Origin of the sequence: Pseudomonas sp. Ag1 (assembly GCF_000278565.1) — a bacterium.
In the GTDB taxonomy this organism is placed as follows: Bacteria; Pseudomonadota; Gammaproteobacteria; order Pseudomonadales; family Pseudomonadaceae; genus Aquipseudomonas.
This window is the reverse complement of sequence record NZ_AKVH01000104.1, coordinates 126,123-144,785: the sequence shown is the minus strand read 5'-3', so window position 1 is coordinate 144,785 and position 18,663 is coordinate 126,123. Positions and strand designations below refer to the sequence as shown.

19 protein-coding genes are annotated in these 18,663 nt (G+C 61.2%); 11 read left to right on the top strand and 8 right to left on the bottom strand.

Annotation, left to right across the window (positions count from 1 at the left end; translation table 11 throughout):
* Positions 1-35 precede the first annotated feature (35 nt).
* Positions 36-590: a tetratricopeptide repeat protein gene (locus tag A462_RS11615; protein WP_008436585.1), complete on the top strand. Its 555-nt coding sequence runs from the start codon at positions 36-38 to the stop codon at positions 588-590.
* 129 nt (positions 591-719) lie between these two features.
* Here the strand turns inward: A462_RS11615 and A462_RS11620 are convergent, their stop codons facing one another.
* On the bottom strand, positions 720-1,046 hold the full coding sequence (locus A462_RS11620) for a DUF1820 family protein (protein WP_003215457.1): 327 nt from the start codon (positions 1,044-1,046) through the stop codon (positions 720-722).
* Positions 1,047-1,178: 132 nt separating this feature from the next.
* Here A462_RS11620 and miaB point away from each other — a divergent pair, with 132 nt between their 5' ends.
* From miaB to lnt, 5 genes are all read left to right on the top strand, one after another.
* The gene (miaB, locus tag A462_RS11625; protein WP_008436584.1) at positions 1,179-2,504 is read left to right on the top strand and encodes a tRNA (N6-isopentenyl adenosine(37)-C2)-methylthiotransferase MiaB; all 1,326 of its coding nucleotides are present in this window, start codon (positions 1,179-1,181) and stop codon (positions 2,502-2,504) included.
* Between the two features lie 218 nt (positions 2,505-2,722).
* A complete protein-coding gene (locus A462_RS11630; RefSeq protein ID WP_003215453.1) occupies positions 2,723-3,724 on the top strand; it encodes a PhoH family protein in 1,002 nt (333 codons plus the stop codon).
* A complete protein-coding gene (ybeY, locus tag A462_RS11635) occupies positions 3,717-4,190 on the top strand; it encodes an rRNA maturation RNase YbeY (RefSeq protein ID WP_003215452.1) in 474 nt (157 codons plus the stop codon). Before A462_RS11630 ends, ybeY begins: the two co-directional genes overlap by 8 nt.
* A gap of 27 nt (positions 4,191-4,217) precedes the next feature.
* Complete coding sequence (locus A462_RS11640; protein WP_003215451.1) at positions 4,218-5,057, top strand: HlyC/CorC family transporter; 840 nt, start codon at positions 4,218-4,220, stop codon at positions 5,055-5,057.
* 8 nt (positions 5,058-5,065) lie between these two features.
* A complete protein-coding gene (lnt, locus tag A462_RS11645) occupies positions 5,066-6,589 on the top strand; it encodes an apolipoprotein N-acyltransferase (protein WP_008436579.1) in 1,524 nt (507 codons plus the stop codon).
* A 123-nt stretch (positions 6,590-6,712) separates the two neighbouring features.
* Here the strand turns inward: lnt and A462_RS11650 are convergent, their stop codons facing one another.
* Both A462_RS11650 and A462_RS11655 read right to left on the bottom strand, forming a co-directional pair.
* A complete protein-coding gene (locus A462_RS11650; RefSeq protein WP_008436576.1) occupies positions 6,713-7,474 on the bottom strand; it encodes a YdcF family protein in 762 nt (253 codons plus the stop codon).
* Positions 7,475-7,577: 103 nt separating this feature from the next.
* On the bottom strand, positions 7,578-7,895 hold the full coding sequence (locus A462_RS11655) for a hypothetical protein (RefSeq protein ID WP_008436575.1): 318 nt from the start codon (positions 7,893-7,895) through the stop codon (positions 7,578-7,580).
* A gap of 261 nt (positions 7,896-8,156) precedes the next feature.
* Between A462_RS11655 and leuS the strand changes: the two genes are divergently transcribed.
* The 5 genes from leuS (at position 8,157) to A462_RS11680 (ending at position 14,172) form a co-directional block, all read left to right on the top strand.
* Positions 8,157-10,763 carry a leucine--tRNA ligase gene (gene leuS / locus A462_RS11660; protein WP_008436573.1) on the top strand — a complete coding sequence of 869 codons (2,607 nt, stop codon included), beginning with the start codon at positions 8,157-8,159 and terminating at the stop codon, positions 10,761-10,763.
* A gap of 90 nt (positions 10,764-10,853) precedes the next feature.
* Positions 10,854-11,459 carry an LPS-assembly lipoprotein LptE gene (locus A462_RS11665; RefSeq protein ID WP_008436571.1) on the top strand — a complete coding sequence of 202 codons (606 nt, stop codon included), beginning with the start codon at positions 10,854-10,856 and terminating at the stop codon, positions 11,457-11,459.
* Between the two features lie 39 nt (positions 11,460-11,498).
* The gene (gene holA, locus A462_RS11670; protein ID WP_008436560.1) at positions 11,499-12,536 is read left to right on the top strand and encodes a DNA polymerase III subunit delta; all 1,038 of its coding nucleotides are present in this window, start codon (positions 11,499-11,501) and stop codon (positions 12,534-12,536) included.
* An 84-nt stretch (positions 12,537-12,620) separates the two neighbouring features.
* Complete coding sequence (arfA, locus tag A462_RS11675) at positions 12,621-12,785, top strand: alternative ribosome rescue factor ArfA (RefSeq protein ID WP_003176285.1); 165 nt, start codon at positions 12,621-12,623, stop codon at positions 12,783-12,785.
* 61 nt (positions 12,786-12,846) lie between these two features.
* The gene (locus A462_RS11680; RefSeq protein WP_003215443.1) at positions 12,847-14,172 is read left to right on the top strand and encodes a lytic murein transglycosylase; all 1,326 of its coding nucleotides are present in this window, start codon (positions 12,847-12,849) and stop codon (positions 14,170-14,172) included.
* Positions 14,173-14,305: 133 nt separating this feature from the next.
* Here the strand turns inward: A462_RS11680 and A462_RS11685 are convergent, their stop codons facing one another.
* The 5 genes from A462_RS11685 to A462_RS11705 form a co-directional block, all read right to left on the bottom strand.
* On the bottom strand, positions 14,306-15,241 hold the full coding sequence (locus A462_RS11685; protein ID WP_008436546.1) for a S66 peptidase family protein: 936 nt from the start codon (positions 15,239-15,241) through the stop codon (positions 14,306-14,308).
* A gap of 233 nt (positions 15,242-15,474) precedes the next feature.
* Positions 15,475-16,494, bottom strand: coding sequence for a lipoyl synthase (gene lipA / locus A462_RS11690; protein WP_003215441.1), 1,020 nt, complete (start codon positions 16,492-16,494; stop codon positions 15,475-15,477).
* A 2-nt stretch (positions 16,495-16,496) separates the two neighbouring features.
* Positions 16,497-17,144: a lipoyl(octanoyl) transferase LipB gene (gene lipB, locus A462_RS11695; RefSeq protein WP_003215439.1), complete on the bottom strand. Its 648-nt coding sequence runs from the start codon at positions 17,142-17,144 to the stop codon at positions 16,497-16,499.
* Positions 17,144-17,419 (bottom strand): DUF493 domain-containing protein, encoded by a 276-nt coding sequence (locus tag A462_RS11700; protein WP_003215438.1) that lies wholly within the window; start codon positions 17,417-17,419, stop codon positions 17,144-17,146. The genes lipB and A462_RS11700 overlap by 1 nt, the downstream gene beginning before the upstream one ends.
* 84 nt (positions 17,420-17,503) lie before the next feature.
* Complete coding sequence (locus A462_RS11705) at positions 17,504-18,661, bottom strand: D-alanyl-D-alanine carboxypeptidase family protein (RefSeq protein WP_003215437.1); 1,158 nt, start codon at positions 18,659-18,661, stop codon at positions 17,504-17,506.
* Positions 18,662-18,663 lie beyond the last annotated feature (2 nt).

The window sequence follows — 18,663 nt, the reverse complement described above, 5'->3', positions numbered from 1 at the left end:
GGGTCCCGCGCCCCGTCAGAGGTAAGTCGATTCCCATGAAACGCACCGGCCGCACCCTGGTTCTGGGCTGCCTGTTGCTCCTTCAGCCGCTGCTGGCGTATGCCCAGGCAGGCGGCAACTCGTTGTTAATCCCAGCGATGGGTCGTTGCACCCTCAATACCCAGCCGGAAAGCCAGGCCGAGGCCCTGAGCGCGTGCCAGAAACAGGCCGATGGCGGGGATGCGCAGGCGCAATACGAGTTGGGCGAGTACTTCTACGACAGTAAAAACCCCGCACGCGACCTCAACAAAGCCTTGAGCTACTTCGAGAAAGCCTCGTTGCAGGGCCACGCGCAGGCGCAATTCCAGCTGGGCACCATGTTTTTCCACGGCGAAGGCGTACCGGCCAATAACGTCCAGGCGTACATCGTGCTGAAAATGGCAGCGGTGAACGGCGCCGAAGATGCACTGGACACGGCCGACGAAGTGGCCGAACACATGCAGCGCGACGAACTGGAAGTGGCTACCCAAGTGCTGGGACAGATTTTCCGCAACTACCTGCAGGAACTGCAGAGCGCAGATGGCAGCTCGCCGTTTTCCCCGCTGCCCTGAGTTTTGTAGCGCCTTTACTACCGCCTTCGCGAGCAAGCCCGCTCCCACATTCGACTGTATTCCAAAGGTGGAACTCGGTCGAATGTGAGAGCGGGCTTGCTCGCGAAGGGGTCGGCGCGGTGTTAAGCCTTACTTCTCAGGCATCGGCATCGGAAACGGCATGACATTGCTCATGCCCCGGGCCTCGCTGATTTTCGGCGTGCCCAGGCGCTCGACTTCGTCGATGCGCACGATCGAATGCATCGGCACAAAACTGCGCACCACGCCTTCGAACTGAGCCTTGAGTTTTTCCTCGCCCGGGTCGACGACCAGCTGTGTGCGCTCGCCAAAGACGAACTCTTCCACTTCCAGGAAGCCCCACAGATCACTTTGATAGATCTGCTTGGCGTACATTTCGAACACCTGGCCCTGGTTAAGGAAAATCACCTTGTAGATTGGAGCTTCACGTTTGGTCATGGTGGGCGGGTAACACATCGGGGGATTTAAAAGAGGGCGCGAACTATAGCATGGCGTCCGATGCACAGTGCTAGGAACCTATCGGCATGCCCCCTATAATGCGCGGTTCTTTACCACCAGTTGACGATCCCCATGGCCAAGAAGCTTTACATCGAAACCCACGGTTGCCAGATGAACGAGTACGACAGCTCGCGCATGGTCGATCTGCTGGGTGAACATCAGGCCCTGGAAGTCACCGCTCGCGCTGAAGACGCCGATGTGATCCTGCTCAATACGTGCTCGATCCGCGAGCGGGCCCAGGACCGGGTCTACTCGCAGCTGGGCCGCTGGCGTGAACTGAAACTGGCCAACCCGGACATGGTGATCGCCGTCGGCGGTTGCGTGGCCAGCCAGGAAGGCGCCGCCATTCGTGACCGCGCACCGTACGTCGACGTGGTCTTCGGCCCGCAGACCCTGCACCGCCTGCCGGAAATGATCGACGCCGCGCGCATCACCAAGCTGCCGCAAGTCGACGTCTCGTTCCCGGAAATCGAAAAATTCGACCATTTGCCCGAGCCGCGCATCGACGGCCCAAGCGCTTATGTGTCGGTAATGGAAGGCTGCAGCAAGTACTGCACCTTCTGCGTGGTGCCATACACCCGCGGCGAAGAAGTCAGCCGCCCGTTCGACGACGTGCTGGCAGAGATCATTCACTTGGCCGAGAACGGCGTGCGTGAAGTGACCCTGCTGGGGCAGAACGTCAACGGCTACCGTGGCCAGACCCACGACGGGCGCCTGGCGGACCTCGCAGAGTTGATCCGCGTAGTGGCTGCCGTCGACGGGATCGAGCGGATTCGCTACACCACCTCGCACCCGCTGGAGTTCTCCGACAGCCTGATCCAGGCCCACGCCGAAGTGCCGGAGCTGGTCAAGCACCTGCACTTGCCGGTGCAATCGGGCTCGGACCGCATTCTCTCGGCCATGAAGCGCAACCACACCGCCCTGGAATACAAATCCAAATTGCGCAAATTGCGTGCGGCGGTGCCGGGGATCTGCATCAGCTCGGACTTTATCGTCGGCTTCCCGGGCGAAACCGAGAAAGATTTCCAGCAGACCATGAAGCTGATTGAAGACGTCGGGTTCGACTTCTCCTACTCGTTCGTCTACAGCCAGCGCCCGGGCACCCCGGCGGCGGATCTGGCGGACGAGACTCCGGAAGCGTTGAAGAAGGAGCGTTTGAACGCCCTGCAGCATCGCCTCAATCAACAAGGCTTCGAGATCAGCCGACAGATGGTGGGCTCGACCCAGCGCATCCTGGTGACCGACTACTCGAAAAAAGACCCTGGCGAATTGCAGGGCCGGACCGAGAACAACCGGATCGTCAACTTCCGCTGCGATAATCCGACGCTGATCGGGCAGTTCGCCGACGTGCACATCGACGCGGCACAACCGCACTCGCTGCGCGGTTCGCTGGTGTAACAATAATTCGGCCACCGGGAACCAATGTGGGAGCGGGCTTGCTCGCGAAGGCGGTGTATCAGGCAACGAACAGGCTGACTGCCCCATCGCATTCGCGAGCAAGCCCGCTCCCACATTAGAACGGTACCAGCTTCGGGCTATATAAGTGCTTTCGCACGCAGCCTGCTGGCGTTATCCTTGATTTCATCTTAATTGCCCCAGGGCGGCTAAAAACGACCTTGAACGCACCCATAGAACCACATCGTTTTCTCCTCGAGCCCTTTGAGGCTCGCCGTTTCGCCAATCTGTGCGGACAGTTCGACGAGCACCTGCGCCTGATCGAACAACGCCTGAGCATCGAGATCCGCAACCGCGGCAATCAATTCGAGCTGATTGGTGAACCCCAGCACACCACCTCGGCAGAAAACCTTCTGCGCCGCCTCTACCGGGAAACCAAAGGTAGCGAGCTGTCGCCGGAAACGGTGCACCTGTACCTGCAGGAATCCGCCGTGGAGGACCTGGCCAACAACCCGGTAGCCGAAGCCAGCGTCGCGTTGCGCACCAAGAAAGGCATGATTCGCCCTCGCGGCTTGAACCAGCAGCGCTACGTCAAAGAGATCCTGGGCAACGACATCAACTTCGGCATCGGCCCTGCCGGTACCGGCAAGACCTACCTGGCCGTGGCCTGCGCGGTCGACGCCCTGGAGCGCGAGCAGGTGCGACGCATCCTGCTGGTGCGCCCGGCGGTGGAAGCCGGCGAGAAGCTGGGCTTTTTGCCCGGCGACCTGGCCCAGAAGATCGACCCGTACCTGCGCCCGCTCTACGACGCGCTCTACGAGATGCTCGGCTTCGAATACGTGGCCAAGCTGATCGAGCGCCAGGTGATCGAGATCGCCCCGCTGGCCTACATGCGTGGCCGTACGCTGAACAACAGCTTCATCATTCTCGACGAAAGCCAGAACACCACCGTTGAGCAGATGAAGATGTTCCTGACCCGGATCGGTTTCGGCTCCACCGCCGTGATCACCGGCGACGTCACCCAGGTCGACCTGCCCAAAGGCACCAAGTCGGGCCTGGCCCAGGTGATCGACGTACTCAAGGACGTGCCGGGGATCAGCTTCACGCACTTCATGCCCAAAGACGTGGTACGTCACCCGTTGGTGCAGCGCATTGTCGAAGCCTACGAGCGCTTCGAACACCGCGACGACCAACCGGCCAAGGACACTCGCCGCGATGCTTGAGCTTGACCTGCAGCTGGCCACCGAAGCGCCCGCCCCCAGCGAAGAACAGTTCCGCCAGTGGTGCACCCTGGCCCTGCGCCAGCGCACCGCCGACTCGGAGCTGACCATTCGCCTGGTGGACGAGCCCGAAGGCCGTGAACTGAATCACACCTGGCGACAAAAAGACTACGCGACCAACGTGCTGTCGTTTCCCGCCGACGTACCCGATGAGCTGCTGGATATCCCGTTGCTGGGCGACCTGGTGATCTGCGTCGAAGTGGTCGAGCGTGAAGCAAAGGAACAGGGCAAGGAACTTGAGGCCCATTGGGCCCATCTAGTCATCCACGGCTGCTTGCATCTCTTGGGTTACGACCATATAGACGATGACGAAGCCGAAGAAATGGAAGCACTGGAACGAACGTTGCTTGCAGAACTGGGTCATCGTGACCCGTATGCAGACGACGAAATTGCAACTACACCTAACTGAAACAATAAAGGATTTAGAGTAATCGCTATGAGCGAAGACCGATCGAGCAACGGGCAAAAGTCATGGCTGGGGAAACTCACCCAGGCCTTTGCCCACGAGCCGAAAAACCGCCAGGAGCTGCTGGAGCTGCTGCGCGAGGCGCATCAGAACAAGTTGCTGGACAGCGAAGCGCTGGCCATCGTCGAAGGCGCCATCCAGGTCGCTGACCTGCAAGTACGGGACATCATGGTTCCGCGCTCGCAGATGGTCAGCATCAAGGCGACCCAGACCCCACGGGAATTCCTCCCGGCCGTCATCGATTCGGCGCACTCGCGCTACCCGGTGATCGGCGAAAGCCATGACGACGTCATGGGCGTCCTGCTGGCCAAGGACCTGCTGCCGCTGATCCTCAAGGAGAACGGCGACAGCTTCAACATCAAGGACCTGCTGCGTCCTGCCACCTTCGTCCCTGAATCCAAGCGCCTGAATGTGCTGTTGCGCGAATTTCGTGCGAACCACAATCACATGGCCATCGTCATTGACGAATACGGCGGTGTGGCCGGCCTCGTGACCATCGAAGACGTGCTGGAACAGATCGTCGGCGACATCGAAGACGAGCACGACGTCGAAGAAGACAGCTACATCAAGCCGCTGCCCAGCGGTGATTTCCTGGTCAAGGCCCTGACGCCGATCGAGAACTTCAACGAGTTCTTCGACAGCGAATTCTCCGACGATGAATTCGACACGGTTGGCGGCCTGGTGATGAGTGCGTTCGGGCACCTGCCCAAGCGTAACGAGACCACCGAGATCGGTGCCTATCGCTTCCGCATCCTGAATGCCGACAGCCGCCGTATTCACTTGATCCGTTTGACACCTATTGCCCGCTAAGGACTGACATGCGCCGTATGATTGCACCCGGCTGGCCCGGTAACTTGCTGGCCGTGGTGGCCGGCGCCATCACCACCCTGGCGCTGGCGCCGTTCGACCTCTGGCCGTTTGCGCTGGTGGCGGCCGGGTTCTTTTATGCGGGATTGCGTGAACTGACACCGCGCCAGGCCTTGTGGCGCGGCTGGTGTTTCGGTTTCGGCCTGTTTGGCGCCGGTACCAGCTGGATCTACTACAGCATCCACCACTTCGGCGGCGCTTCGGTGTTGCTGGCGGGCATGCTGATGCTGGCGTTTACGGCGGCCATTGCCTGGTTCTTTGCCCTGCCCGCCTGGCTGTGGGCGCGCTGGCTGCGCCGCAACGAAGCGCCACTGGCCGATGCCCTGGCCTTCGCGGCCTTGTGGGTTGGCCAGGAAGCGTTTCGCGGCTGGTTCCTCACCGGTTTTCCCTGGCTCTATTCCGGTTACAGCCAGCTCGACGGTCCTCTCACCGGCCTCGCGCCGCTGGGCGGGATGTGGCTGATATCCTTTGCCCTGGCGCTGACCGCCGCACTGATCTGCAACCTGCCGCGTCTGCTGGCGGCTAAGCGCAACCTGTTCATCGGTGCCGGCTTGCTGTTGTTGGTGGCGCCATGGGCCATCGGCCTGGCACTCAAGCATCATGCATGGACCACCCCCGCCGGCGCGCCGCTGACGGTGGCGGCTATCCAGGGCAACGTCGAACAAAGCATGAAGTGGGACCCCGAGCAGCTCAATGCGCAGCTCGCGCTGTACCGCGACATGAGCTTCAGCTCCAAGCCTGTCGACCTGCTGGTATGGCCGGAAACCGCCGTGCCGGTGCTCAAGGAATCCGTGGAGGGTTACCTGGGCATGATGGGCAAGTTCGCCGCTGACCGGCACACTGCGCTGATCACCGGTGTACCGATCCGCCAGGAAGTGCATCACCACAAGCGCTTCTTCAACGGCATCACGGTGGTGGGCGAAGGCGACGGCACCTACCTGAAGCAGAAGCTGGTGCCGTTTGGCGAGTACGTGCCGCTGCAGGACATGTTGCGCGGCTTGATCGCGTTCTTTGACCTGCCGATGTCGGACTTCGCCCGCGGGCCGTCAGACCAGGCACTGCTGCAAGCCAAGGGCTATCAGATTGCGCCGTTCATTTGCTATGAAGTGGTGTACCCGGAGTTCGCCGCCGGCCTATCGGCCCGCAGCGATTTGTTGCTGACCATCAGCAACGACACCTGGTTCGGCCGCTCCATCGGCCCGCTGCAACATTTGCAGATGGCCCAGATGCGCGCCCTGGAAGCCGGTCGCTGGATGATCCGCGCCACCAACAACGGCGTCACTGGCCTGATCAACCCGTACGGGCAGATCACCGTGCAGATCCCGCAGTTTGAACGCGGGATTCTCTACGGCGAGGTCGTGCCGATGCACAACCTCACGCCTTACCTGGAATGGCGTTCGTGGCCGTTGATCATCCTGTGCCTTGGCCTGTTTGGCTGGGCGCTGTTGGCGGGCCGGATGTCCAAAACGGTTTAACAGAAATACTCGGACAACAATGTGGGAGCGGGCTTGCTCGCGAATGCGATCTGTCAGTTAAAGCACCAGTGACTGACACACTGCATTCGCGAGCAAGCCCGCTCCCACATTTGCCCTGCGGTATTACCTGTAAAACATCCGGTAGCCCACCTGCCCCACCGCTTCATTCAGCAACTGCCCGCTCTGCCATACCGACTTGAACTCCGGCATCCAGCCCCCCAATGGCCGGGCATTGTCCAAACCAAGAAATCCCACTGGCGCCGGAACAACCGTGAACCCGGCCTTTTCGAAGCTCCAGCGCGAGCGCGGCATATGCCAGGCCTGAGTCACGACCACCACACGCTTGATCCCCTGCGGCAGCAGAATCTCGGCACTCATCTGCGCGTTTTCCCACGTGGTACGGCTGCGCTCTTCCTTCCAGCGCACGCTCACGCCAAAGTCATCCTGCATCGATACCGCCATCAACTCCGCCTCGCTGGGCGGTGTGCCGTAGTGCAAGCCGCCGGTGGTCAGCACCGGCAAGCCCGAAGCCTTGGCCAGGCGGGCTGCATAGCGCTGGCGCTCAAGGCCGATACCCGTCGGCTGATCGGAGCCCCACGCCGGATCCCCGCGCTCACGCCCCGAGCCCAACACCACGATGGCATCAGCCCGCTGCGCCAGGGTCGCCCATTCATCACGGGCCAGAGGCGGCTCGGTCTCCAGGGCCTTTGCGCCCCATTGAACCGCCACCGGCAGGCTCATCAGCCACATCCCGCCAAACCCCAGGGCAAAGCACACGGCCGCCAGCCGCGGTCGGCTGCGACGAAACCACCAGGCAAGGGCCAGCAACAGCAACAGGATGCCGGGCGGCAACAACAATTGTTTAATGAAATAGCGAATAGGCATCGGGCATCTCCAAAGATGCCCGAAGCCTAAGGTGTAACGGGGTTAAGCGACAATCTTTACAGGAACAGACGCTGAGAAGGCTACAGATCACTAACGCGGTACTTCACTTGAAACGCACGGACCGGAGTTTTTCCGGGCTGCGACCGGCCGAAAAATCCTTGAGCCATACCACCTTGGCCGATCGCGAAAACTCCTGGGCTGGCGGGGAGGCCATGCCATGGGACGCGCGATGCTCATTCAATTCCAGATACACCCTGATCACGTCCAGCTCTGCCTGGCTCAAGCCACGCAGTTCCAACTCCAGAGGCCGTTCATCACACAATCGGCCTGCGGTTTTTGCTGCATCCAGTGCTCGACCCAAACGGTCGATCAGTCCTTCGTACACCTGCGGTTTCGTTAAAGTTCGCTGCGAATCAACCATCCCTCACCTCATTGAAGATAAGACTCACTCCCCACTAAACAGCGTAGTCCTGCTTGCCCTGCCTGCCTGGCGCCGCGACCAACGGCCTCGGCGGCGCAATCAGGGTTTCCCTCGATAGAGTGGGGTCATGTATGCTACGGCGCTTCCTGTAACTCCACTTCCCGCAGGGTTTGGGCACGGACGCGCCGCTTTTTGGTGTCGATCAACCTGAACGTTGCACCGAAGAGGATTAGGCCACCCCTATTCAGTTCAAAAGTAGCCATGCACGAACAATATCAGCCCCGTGAAATAGAAAATGCCGCCCAGTCGTTCTGGGATGAGCAAAAGTCCTTTGAAGTCAGTGAACAGCCAGGCAAGGAGACTTTCTATTGCCTATCGATGTTCCCTTACCCCAGCGGCAAGCTACACATGGGGCATGTGCGCAACTACACCATCGGCGACGTCATCTCCCGCTACCAGCGCATGCTGGGCAAGAACGTCCTGCAACCCATGGGTTGGGACGCCTTCGGCATGCCGGCGGAAAACGCCGCGATGAAGAACAACGTAGCGCCCGCCAAGTGGACCTACGAAAACATCGCCTACATGAAGACCCAGCTGCGCAGCCTGGGCCTGGCGGTGGACTGGTCCCGCGAGGTGACCACCTGCAAGCCTGATTACTACCGCTGGGAACAATGGCTGTTCACTCGCCTGTTCGAAAAAGGCGTGATCTACAAGAAGAGCGGCACCGTGAACTGGGACCCGGTGGACCAGACCGTACTGGCCAACGAACAAGTGATCGACGGCCGCGGCTGGCGTTCCGGCGCGCTGATCGAAAAGCGCGAAATCCCGATGTACTACTTCAAGATCACCGCCTATGCGGATGAACTCCTGTCGAGCCTCGACGATTTGCCGGGCTGGCCCGAGCAGGTCAAGACCATGCAACGCAACTGGATCGGCAAGTCCCGTGGCATGGAAGTGCAGTTCCCCTACAACGTCGACTCCATCGGCGCAGAAGGTGTACTGAAAGTCTTCACCACCCGTCCGGACACCCTGATGGGCGCGACCTACGTCGCCGTGGCCGCCGAACACCCGCTGGCCACCCAGGCTGCACAGAACAACCCTGAGCTGCAGGCGTTCATCGCCGAATGCAAGGGCGGCAGCGTCGCCGAAGCCGACGTCGCCACCCAGGAGAAAAAAGGCCTGCCGACCTCGTTGTTCGTCGAGCACCCATTGACCGGCGAGAAGCTGCCGGTGTGGGTCGCCAACTACGTGCTGATGCACTACGGTGATGGCGCAGTAATGGCTGTGCCGGCCCACGACGAGCGCGATTTCGAATTTGCCGTCAAGTACAACCTGCCGATCAAGTCCGTGGTGCGCACCAGTTCGGGCGACACCAACCCGGCTCCGTGGCAGGACGCGTACAACGAACACGGCACACTGATCAATTCCGGCGAGTTCGACGGCCTGGATTTCGAAGGCGCCTTCGACGCCATCGAAGTGGCGCTGATCAAGAAAAACCTCGGTGCCTCGCGCACCCAGTTCCGCCTGCGTGACTGGGGCATCAGCCGCCAGCGCTACTGGGGCTGCCCGATCCCGATCATCCACTGCGAAACCTGCGGTGACGTGCCGGTACCGGAAGACCAACTGCCGGTCGTATTGCCCGAAGACGTGGTGCCGGACGGTGCTGGCTCGCCATTGGCGCGCATGCCCGAATTCTACGAGTGCACCTGCCCGAACTGCGGTGCCCCGGCCAAACGCGAAACCGACACCATGGACACCTTCGTGGAGTCTTCGTGGTACTACGCCCGCTACGCCTCGCCGCACTATGAAGGCGGCCTGGTGGAAAAATCCGCGGCCGACCACTGGCTGCCGGTAGACCAGTACATCGGCGGTATCGAACACGCCATCCTTCACCTGCTGTACGCGCGCTTCTTCCACAAGCTGATGCGTGACGAAGGCCTGGTGAGTTCCGACGAGCCGTTCAAGAACCTGCTGACCCAGGGCATGGTGATTGCCGAGACTTATTACCGCCGCGAAGCCAATGGCGCCTACACCTGGTTCAACCCGGCAGATGTCGAGCTGGAGCGTGACAGCAAGGCCAAGGTGATCAGCGCCAAGCTGAAATCCGACGGCCTGCCGGTGGAAATCGGCGGCACCGAGAAGATGGCCAAGTCGAAGAACAACGGCGTCGACCCACAGTCGATGATCGACCAGTTCGGCGCGGACACCTGCCGCCTGTTCATGATGTTCGCCTCGCCGCCTGACATGAGCGCGGAATGGTCGGACTCCGGCGTCGAAGGTTCGCATCGCTTCCTCAAGCGCGTCTGGCGCCTGGCGCACGCCCATGTCAGCCAAGGCTTGCCGGGCAAGCTGGACGTGGCGACCCTGAGCGATGAGCAAAAAGTCATTCGCCGCAGCACCCACCTGGCCATCAAGCACGCCAGCCAGGACGTGGGCCAGCACCACAAATTCAACACCGCCATCGCCCAGGTGATGACGCTGATGAACGTGCTGGAGAAAGCGCCGCAGGCCACCGAACAGGACCGCGCACTGGTACAGGAAGGCCTGGAAACGGTCACCCTGCTGCTGGCGCCGATCACGCCACACATCAGCCACGAACTGTGGAACCAGTTGGGCCACAGCGGTGCCGTCATCGATGCCGGCTGGCCGGTACAGGATGACAGCGCCCTGGTACAGGACACGCTGCAACTGGTAATTCAGGTCAACGGCAAGCTGCGTGGCCAGATCGACATGCCGGCCAGCGCCAGCCGTGAAGACGTCGAAGCCGCCGCCCGTATCAATGAGAACGTGCTGCGCTTCACCGAAGGCCTGACGATCCGCAAAGTGATCGTGGTGCCCGGCAAACTGGTCAATATCGTCGCTAGCTAATCGGATCGGGCGCCGAGGGAATAACCCTGGCGCCGAACAAAACCTCCAGGGCCTCGATAAGGCCCACATGGTTTCAAGGGGAGCATCAAAATGATCAAACGCAATCTGCTGGTTATGGGCCTTGCCGTGCTGCTGAGCGCTTGCGGCTTCCAGCTGCGCGGCACCGGCACCACCGAACTGGCGATCAAGGAACTGGACGTCACCGCCCGCAACTCCTACGGCGAGACAGTGCAACAGCTGCGCCAGGTCCTGGAAAACAGTGGCGTCAAAGTCTATTCAGGCGCGGCTTACAAACTGAACCTGGTGGATGAAAAAGAAGAGCAGCGCAGCCTCAGCTACGCCAGCGCCGGGCGTGCTTCGGACATTGAGCTGAGCACCACGCTCTTCTTCGAAATCCAGGGCCATGACCACCTGCCGCTGATGGGCGACAAGATCCAGATACAGAAAGTCGTGAGCCACGACGGCAACAACCTGGTGGGTTCGGACTCCGAAACCATCCAGGTGCGCAAGGAAATGCGTCGTGAACTGGTGCAGCGCATGGTCCTGCGCCTGCAACTGATCACGCCGGAGCAACTGGATAAGCTGCAGCAAACCGCAGATGCCAAGGCCAAGGCAGATGCCGATGCGCTGAAAGCGGCGCAAGAGTATGAAGACAGCCAACCTAAACAGTCGCCTGTCGAAGTTCCTGTCGAGTAAGCCAGACGGGGCGCCCCAGGCGCCCCGTTCACCCTGCCTATGAAACTCGCCCCCGCCCAACTCGCCAAGCACCTGCAAGGCAGCCTTGCGCCCGTCTACATCGTCAGCGGTGATGACCCGCTGCTGTGCCAGGAGGCTGCGGACGCAATTCGCACCGCCGCCCGCCAACAGGGCTTCGATGAACGCCAGGTATTCAGCGCCGACGCCAGTTTCGACTGGGGTACGCTGCTGCAAGCCGGGGCGAGCATGTCGCTGTTCGCCGAAAAACGCCTGCTGGAACTGCGCCTGCCTTCGGGCAAGCCCGGCGACAAAGGCGCGGCGGCGTTGATGGAATACTGCGCACGCCCTGCCGAAGACACGCTGCTGCTGATCAGCCTGCCCAAGCTCGATGGCAGTGCGCAGAAAACCAAGTGGGGCAAGGCGCTGGTGGAAGGTGGCCAGACTCAGTTCATACAGATCTGGCCGGTGGACAGCAGCCAACTGCCGCAGTGGATTCGTCAGCGCCTGTCGCAATCCGGGCTGAGTGCCAGCCAGGATGCGGTGGAGCTGATCGCGGCGCGGGTGGAAGGCAACCTGTTGGCCGCCGCCCAGGAAATCGAAAAGCTCAAGCTGATGGCCGAGGGTGGCCAGATCACCGTCGAAACCGTACAAGGCGCCGTGGCGGACAGCGCGCGCTTTGACGTATTTGGCCTGGTGGATGCGATCCTCAACGGCGAACCCGCCCACGCCCTGCGCATGCTCGAAGGGCTGCGCGGCGAAGGCGTCGAGCCGCCGGTGATTCTCTGGGCCCTGGCGCGAGAATTACGGCTGCTGGCCAATATTGCCCTGCAGTACAGCCAGGGCATCCCACTGGACAAGGCCTTCAGCCAGGCGCGGCCACCGGTATGGGACAAGCGCAAACCACTGATCAGCAAAGCCCTGCAACGGCACTCGGCGCAACGCTGGGCGCAATTGCTGCTGGAGGCCCAACGCATTGACGCGCAGATCAAGGGCCAGGCGGCTGGATCGCCGTGGATGAGCCTGAGTCGTTTGTCACTTTTGATGTCAGGACAGCGCTTGGCGCTGCCTGCTGAATAGTCCTACGTATCGCTGGGCTGGACAGAATCCAAACTTCGGCAGATGATTCGCACCGCATCATCAACCTGCCAGAGAGTACCCATCATGAGCAAAAAGCCATCCAAGCATGGCCCCAACAAGGCCAAATCCATCATCGCCCAGCCGTTGTTCCGCAGTCGCCAGGAACGAGCCGGCAAAGGCAAAGGCAGCTACCGCCGCGAAGCCTTCCAGTCTAATAGCTGGGAGGCTTCTTACTTTCTGGCTGCCTGAAGGCAAGCGCCCCTCCGGCATGATAAGGTCTGTACCTGATTCGTATTCCCTGGACCTGTGCATGCCCTCTAGTCTTTCCCGTCGTTGGCACCTTCGCCAACTGATCGCTGCCTCCAGCCTCATTCTGTTAGTCGCCTGCGCGGAAAAACCCACCGCTGCCGATGCCCAACCCCTGCCCCCGCTCCAGACTGCACCGGTAGCTGCGCCTGCCGTCGTTGCGCCACTGGTGGCAGACAATCTTGATATCCAGCCGACCCAGACCTTTGCCGAATGGCAGGCGGGGTTTCGCGTGGAAGCCTTGAAGGCCGGTATCACGCCGCAGGTTTTCGACACGGCCTTTGCCAATGTCGTACCCGACATGGCGGTGATCCGCGCCGACCGCAGCCAGCCGGAGTTCTCCCGGCCGGTATGGGAATACCTCGATGGCGCGCTGTCGCCGCTGCGGGTGCGCAATGGCCAGTCGCTGCTGGTGAAGTATGCCGACATTCTGCAACGCATTGAGGACCGTTACGGCGTCGACCGCCAGGCGCTGGTCTCGGTGTGGGGCATGGAGAGTAACTTCGGCCAATTCCAAGGCAACAACTCGGTGATCCGCTCACTGGCGACCCTGGCCTATGAAGGCCGTCGCCCGGCCTTCGCCCAGGCGCAGCTGCTGGCGGCGCTGCAAATCATCCAGCATGGCGATATCGCCGCCGACCAGATGAAAGGCTCCTGGGCCGGGGCCATGGGCCAGACCCAGTTCATCCCGACCACCTATAACACCCACGCCGTGGACTTCGACGGTGACGGCCGCCGCGATATCTGGAACAGCCCGGCCGACGCCCTCGCCTCCACCGCGCACTACCTGCAAAGCTCCGGCTGGCAGAAAGGCCAGCCCTGGGGCTTCGAGGTGCAGCAACTGCCGTTGAATTTTGATTACGCCCTGGCCGATGGCAGCGTACGCAAGACCGTTGGCGAGTGGCTGAAACTGGGAATCCAGGTGCCGCCGGGCGCCAGTGTCCCGGCCAACGTCGACCAGCTTTCCGCCGCCCTGTTGCTGCCGGCCGGCTATCGTGGCCCGGCGTTCCTGGTGCTGGATAACTTCCGCGCGATCCTCAAGTACAACAACTCGTCGTCCTACGCGTTGGCAGTTGGCTTGTTGTCGGAACGCTTCGGGGGCGGTGGCTTGATTCGTGGGAGCTGGCCGAAAGATGAACTGCCGTTGACTCGCTCGCAGCGAATTGACTTGCAGACGGTGCTCAGTGCCAATGGTTACGACGCGGGCAACCCGGACGGGATCATCGGTGCGAATACCCGCAAGGCGATTCGTGCCGCGCAGCAGTCCCTGGGCTGGCCGGCGGATGGGTATCCGACGGTGAAGTTGCTGGAGTCGCTGCAAAGCCGATAGATCGGCGTATGGCTGCTACCGCATTCGCGAGCAAGCCCGCTCCCACATTTTGACCGTGCACTTCCTGAAGGAACGCGATCGAAATGTGGGAGCGGGCTTGCTCGAGAAGAGGCCTTTATCGGCGCTACAAAGTTCAGGCCTTAAACACCACATCCTGTTCCAACACCAACCGCTTCTCCCCCGCATCCAGCCGCACCCTGGCGCCCAACGGCAAGGTCAGGTTCGGGTTGCAGTGCCCGCTGCGCCAGCCGGACAGCACAGGAATGCACAACGGCTCGAAGGTCTGCTTCAGCAAGCGCTCAAGCGCAAGGCTATCAACCCCAGCCACATCCCCCACCACCACGCCCGCCACCTGGGCCAGCTTGCCCGCCAGGCGCAAATGGGTGAGCAACCGGTCAATGCGGTACAACGGCTCGTTCACATCTTCGATAAACAGAATGATGCCCTCGGCATCAATCTCGTAAGCCGTGCCCATCACTGCTGCGATCATCGATAGATTGCCGCCCAGCAGCCGCCCACAGGCGATGCCTGGCTCGACGGTGGTCAGCGGGTAGGCCACAGGGTGAGCCAGCTGGCTACCGGCTTTCACTTGCCCACGCAGCATGCTGAACAGCGACGACTCGGTAGGCTGTTGCTTTTCACCTAACAGGTCAGCGTTGAACATCGGACCATGGAAGGTGACGAAACCGGCATACCGGTTGATCGCCAGGTGCAGGGCGGTGATATCGCTGTAGCCTACGAATGGCTTGGGGTTGGCCCGCAGCAGGTCAAAGTCCAGGCGGTCCAGCAGGCGTGGCGTGCCGTAGCCGCCGCGCAGGCAGAAAATCGCGTCGATGGTCGAGTCGGCGAACGCCGCGTGCAGGTCATCAAGGCGTACCTCATCACTGCCGGCCAGATAGCCATCCCGCTGGCTCACGCCCGGAAAGATCCGCAGTGTGTAGCCCCGGGCGCGCATCCATTGCGTGGCCGTGTCGATATCCAGCTCGGCCGGCCCGGCAGGGGCAATCAGCCCGATCACGCCTTCGGCGCGCAGCGCAGGTACCGCACAAGTGGTCAATTGAGTCGTCATCCATGGTTCTCCTCGTGTGGATTGCCCAAGGCACTCTAAACAGCAATGGTTGCAAACAGAAGAGGAAGAGTCAGTAGCAAATGTGGGAGCGGGCCTGGGTGGGAGCGGGCTTGCTCGCGAAGACGGTCAGTCAGTCACCGGACAGGTCAACTGATCCAACGCATTCGCGAACAAGCCCGCTCCCACTCAAGCCGGCTCCCACATGGGTCCTGCAGTGTCCGGCGTTCCGCGTATCAGGACACCAGGCTGGCCTTGACCAGTTTCGCCTGCTCGTCGGCGTGGTACGAGGAACGTACCAGCGGGCCGGAAGCGACGTTCTTGAAGCCCATCTTGTAGCCTTCTTCGGCAAACCAGGCGAACACATCCGGGTGCACGAAGCGCTGTACCGGCAAGTGGCTGCGGGACGGCTGCAGGTACTGGCCAAGGGTCAGCATGTCGATGTCGTGTTCGCGCATGCGCTTCATGACTTCGATGACTTCTTCGTCGGTTTCGCCCAGGCCCAGCATCAGGCCGGATTTGGTCGGAATGTGCGGCATCATCTGCTTGAATTTCTGCAGCAGGGTCAGCGACCACTGGTAGTCCGAACCCGGGCGCGCAGCCTTGTACAGGCGCGGTACGGTTTCCAGGTTGTGGTTGAACACATCCGGCGGCTCGGCGGCAGTGATTTCCAGCGCCACGTCCATACGCCCACGGTAGTCCGGCACCAGGGTCTCGAGCATCACGTTCGGCGACAGCTTGCGGATCTCGCGGATACAGTCGGCAAAGTGCTGGGCACCGCCGTCACGCAGGTCGTCGCGGTCTACCGAGGTAATCACGACATACTTGAGTTTCAGGTCGGCGATGGCGATGGCCAGGCTTTCCGGCTCGTTGACGTCCAGTGGCTTCGGCCGGCCGTGGCCAACGTCGCAGAACGGGCAACGACGGGTGCAGATGTCACCCATGATCATGAAGGTCGCGGTGCCACCGGAGAAGCACTCGCCCAGGTTCGGGCAGGACGCCTCTTCGCACACGCTGTGCAGCTTGTGTTTGCGCAGCAGGGCCTTGATGCGGTCGACTTCCGGCGAAACCGGGATACGCACGCGAATCCAGTCAGGCTTTTTCGGCAGTTCGGTGGTCGGAATGATCTTCACCGGGATGCGTGCAACCTTCTCGGCGCCGCGCAGCTTGACGCCGGCTTCTACCTTGGCACGCGGGGCCGGACGCTCGGTAACATCCAGCGTCGGGATCATGGTTTGCACTGCATCAGTAGTCATAATCAGTCGATTCCGCCCGTTAGGGTCGTCTGCTCAGCATAGTCGAGGTGTTTGACGAGCTGCGCGCGCAGCCGGGCACTTACCTCGGCAAATTCTAGTGGTGTTGCGTGATCGCTCAACTGGGTCATCGCCAAACCGGCGTAGCCGCAGGGATTGATCCGTCGAAACGGCGCCAGGTCCATGTCCACATTCAAGGCCAGGCCATGAAAGGAACAACCGTGGCGAATCCGCAAGCCCAGGGAGGCGATTTTCGCGCCATCAACATAAACCCCCGGTGCATCCGGCTTGGCCGCGGCGGTCACACCGTAGCTGGCCAGCAGCTCGATCAGGCATGACTCCATGCGACTGACCAGCTCACGTACGCCAAAACCCAGCCTGCGCACGTCCAGCAACAGATAAGCCACCAATTGACCTGGGCCATGGTAAGTCACCTGCCCGCCGCGGTCGACCTGCACCACCGGGATTTCTCCCGGCAGCAGCAAATGCTCGGCCTTGCCGGCCTGGCCCTGGGTGAAAACCGGCGGGTGCTCCACCAGCCAGATTTCATCCGGGGCTTCAGTGCCGCGCTCGTTGGTGAACCGCTGCATGGCGTGCCACACCGGTTCGTAAGCCATTTGGCCGAGCTCGCGAAAGCCCAGGGTCTGTGACATCACAACACCATGTGCACGAAGCCGGTAGCCCGCAGTTCGCTGTTGATGTTGTAGAGCTGGTCCTGATCAGTCGCCACGATGTGCAACTGAATAGTGGTGTACTTGCCGTTGGTGCTTTGACGCTCATCCACACGGTCATGGTTGATCGTTGCGTGTTTCTTGACGATCTCGATGATCTTATCCTTGTTGCCCACGCCCGTATCGCTGATCACCTTGACGGGATAGTCCACGTTTGGGAATTCGATCTTTGGCGCCTTTACTTCGGTATCGGTCATGGCGTAACGGCCTCGTAAGCGTAAGCCGTGGCGACGGGCATAACCCCGCGCCGGATCAGCGCGGGGTCATGCAGGTGCACACTATCAGTTGAACAAGCTGTAGAAGAATAGACGGATGCTATCCCACACGCGTCGGAAGATACCACCTTCGTCGACGGCGTCCAGAGCGATCAGATCGGCGCTGTGCACCACCTTGTCGTCCAGCTTCACTTCGACTTTACCAATCACATCGCCCTTGGCGATCGGTGCGACCAGTTGCGGGTTCATGGTCATGCTGGCAACCAGCTTCTTGAGCTGGCCTTTAGGCATGGTCAGGGTCAGGTCTTCAGCCAGGCCGGCCTTGACTTGATGGGTCGCGCCTTTCCACACAGGGGCCTGAGCCAGCTCGGTGCCTTTCTGGTAGAAGGTCTGGGTTTCGAAGAAACGGAAGCCATAGGTCAGCAGCTTTTGCGTCTCGGCCGCACGGGCCTGCTCGCTGTTGGTACCGAATACCACGGCAATCAGGCGCTGGCCGTCACGGACAGCGGACGACACCATGCAGTAGCCGGCTTCTTCGGTGTGGCCGGTTTTCAGGCCATCGACGGTCTTGTCACGCCACAGCAACAGGTTGCGGTTAGGCTGCTTGATGTTGTTCCAGAAGAACTCTTTCTGGGAGTAGATCGCGTAGTGCACCGGGTCGACACGAATGATCGCGCGAGCCAGGATCGCCATGTCGTGAGCCGACGAGTAGTGCTCAGGGTTCGGCAGGCCGGTCGGGTTCATGAAGTGGCTGTTGGTCATGCCCAGGTCGGCCACGGTTTTGTTCATCATGTCGGCGAACGCATCTTCGCTGCCGGCGATGTGCTCGGACAGGGCTACGCTGGCGTCGTTACCCGACTGGATGATGATGCCGTGCAGCAGGTCGCTGACGGTCACTTGCGATCCGACCTTGATGAACATCCGCGAACCGCCGGTGCGCCAGGCGTTTTCGCTGACGGTCACCGGATCGTTTTCGCCGATCTGGCCGCGACGGATTTCCAGGGTCGCGATGTAGGCGGTCATCAGCTTGGTCAGGCTGGCTGGGGGCAGGCGCTGGTCACCGTTGTTCTCCACCAGCACGTTGCCGCTGGCGGCGTCCATCAGGACCCAGGCCTTGGCAGCCAGTTGCGGGGAAGCTGGCACCATTTCAACCGCCCAAGCGGCCGGGGTGATGATCAGCGAAAGAAGCAGGCACGTGCGTTTGGCTAAGGTGGTGATGTTCATCC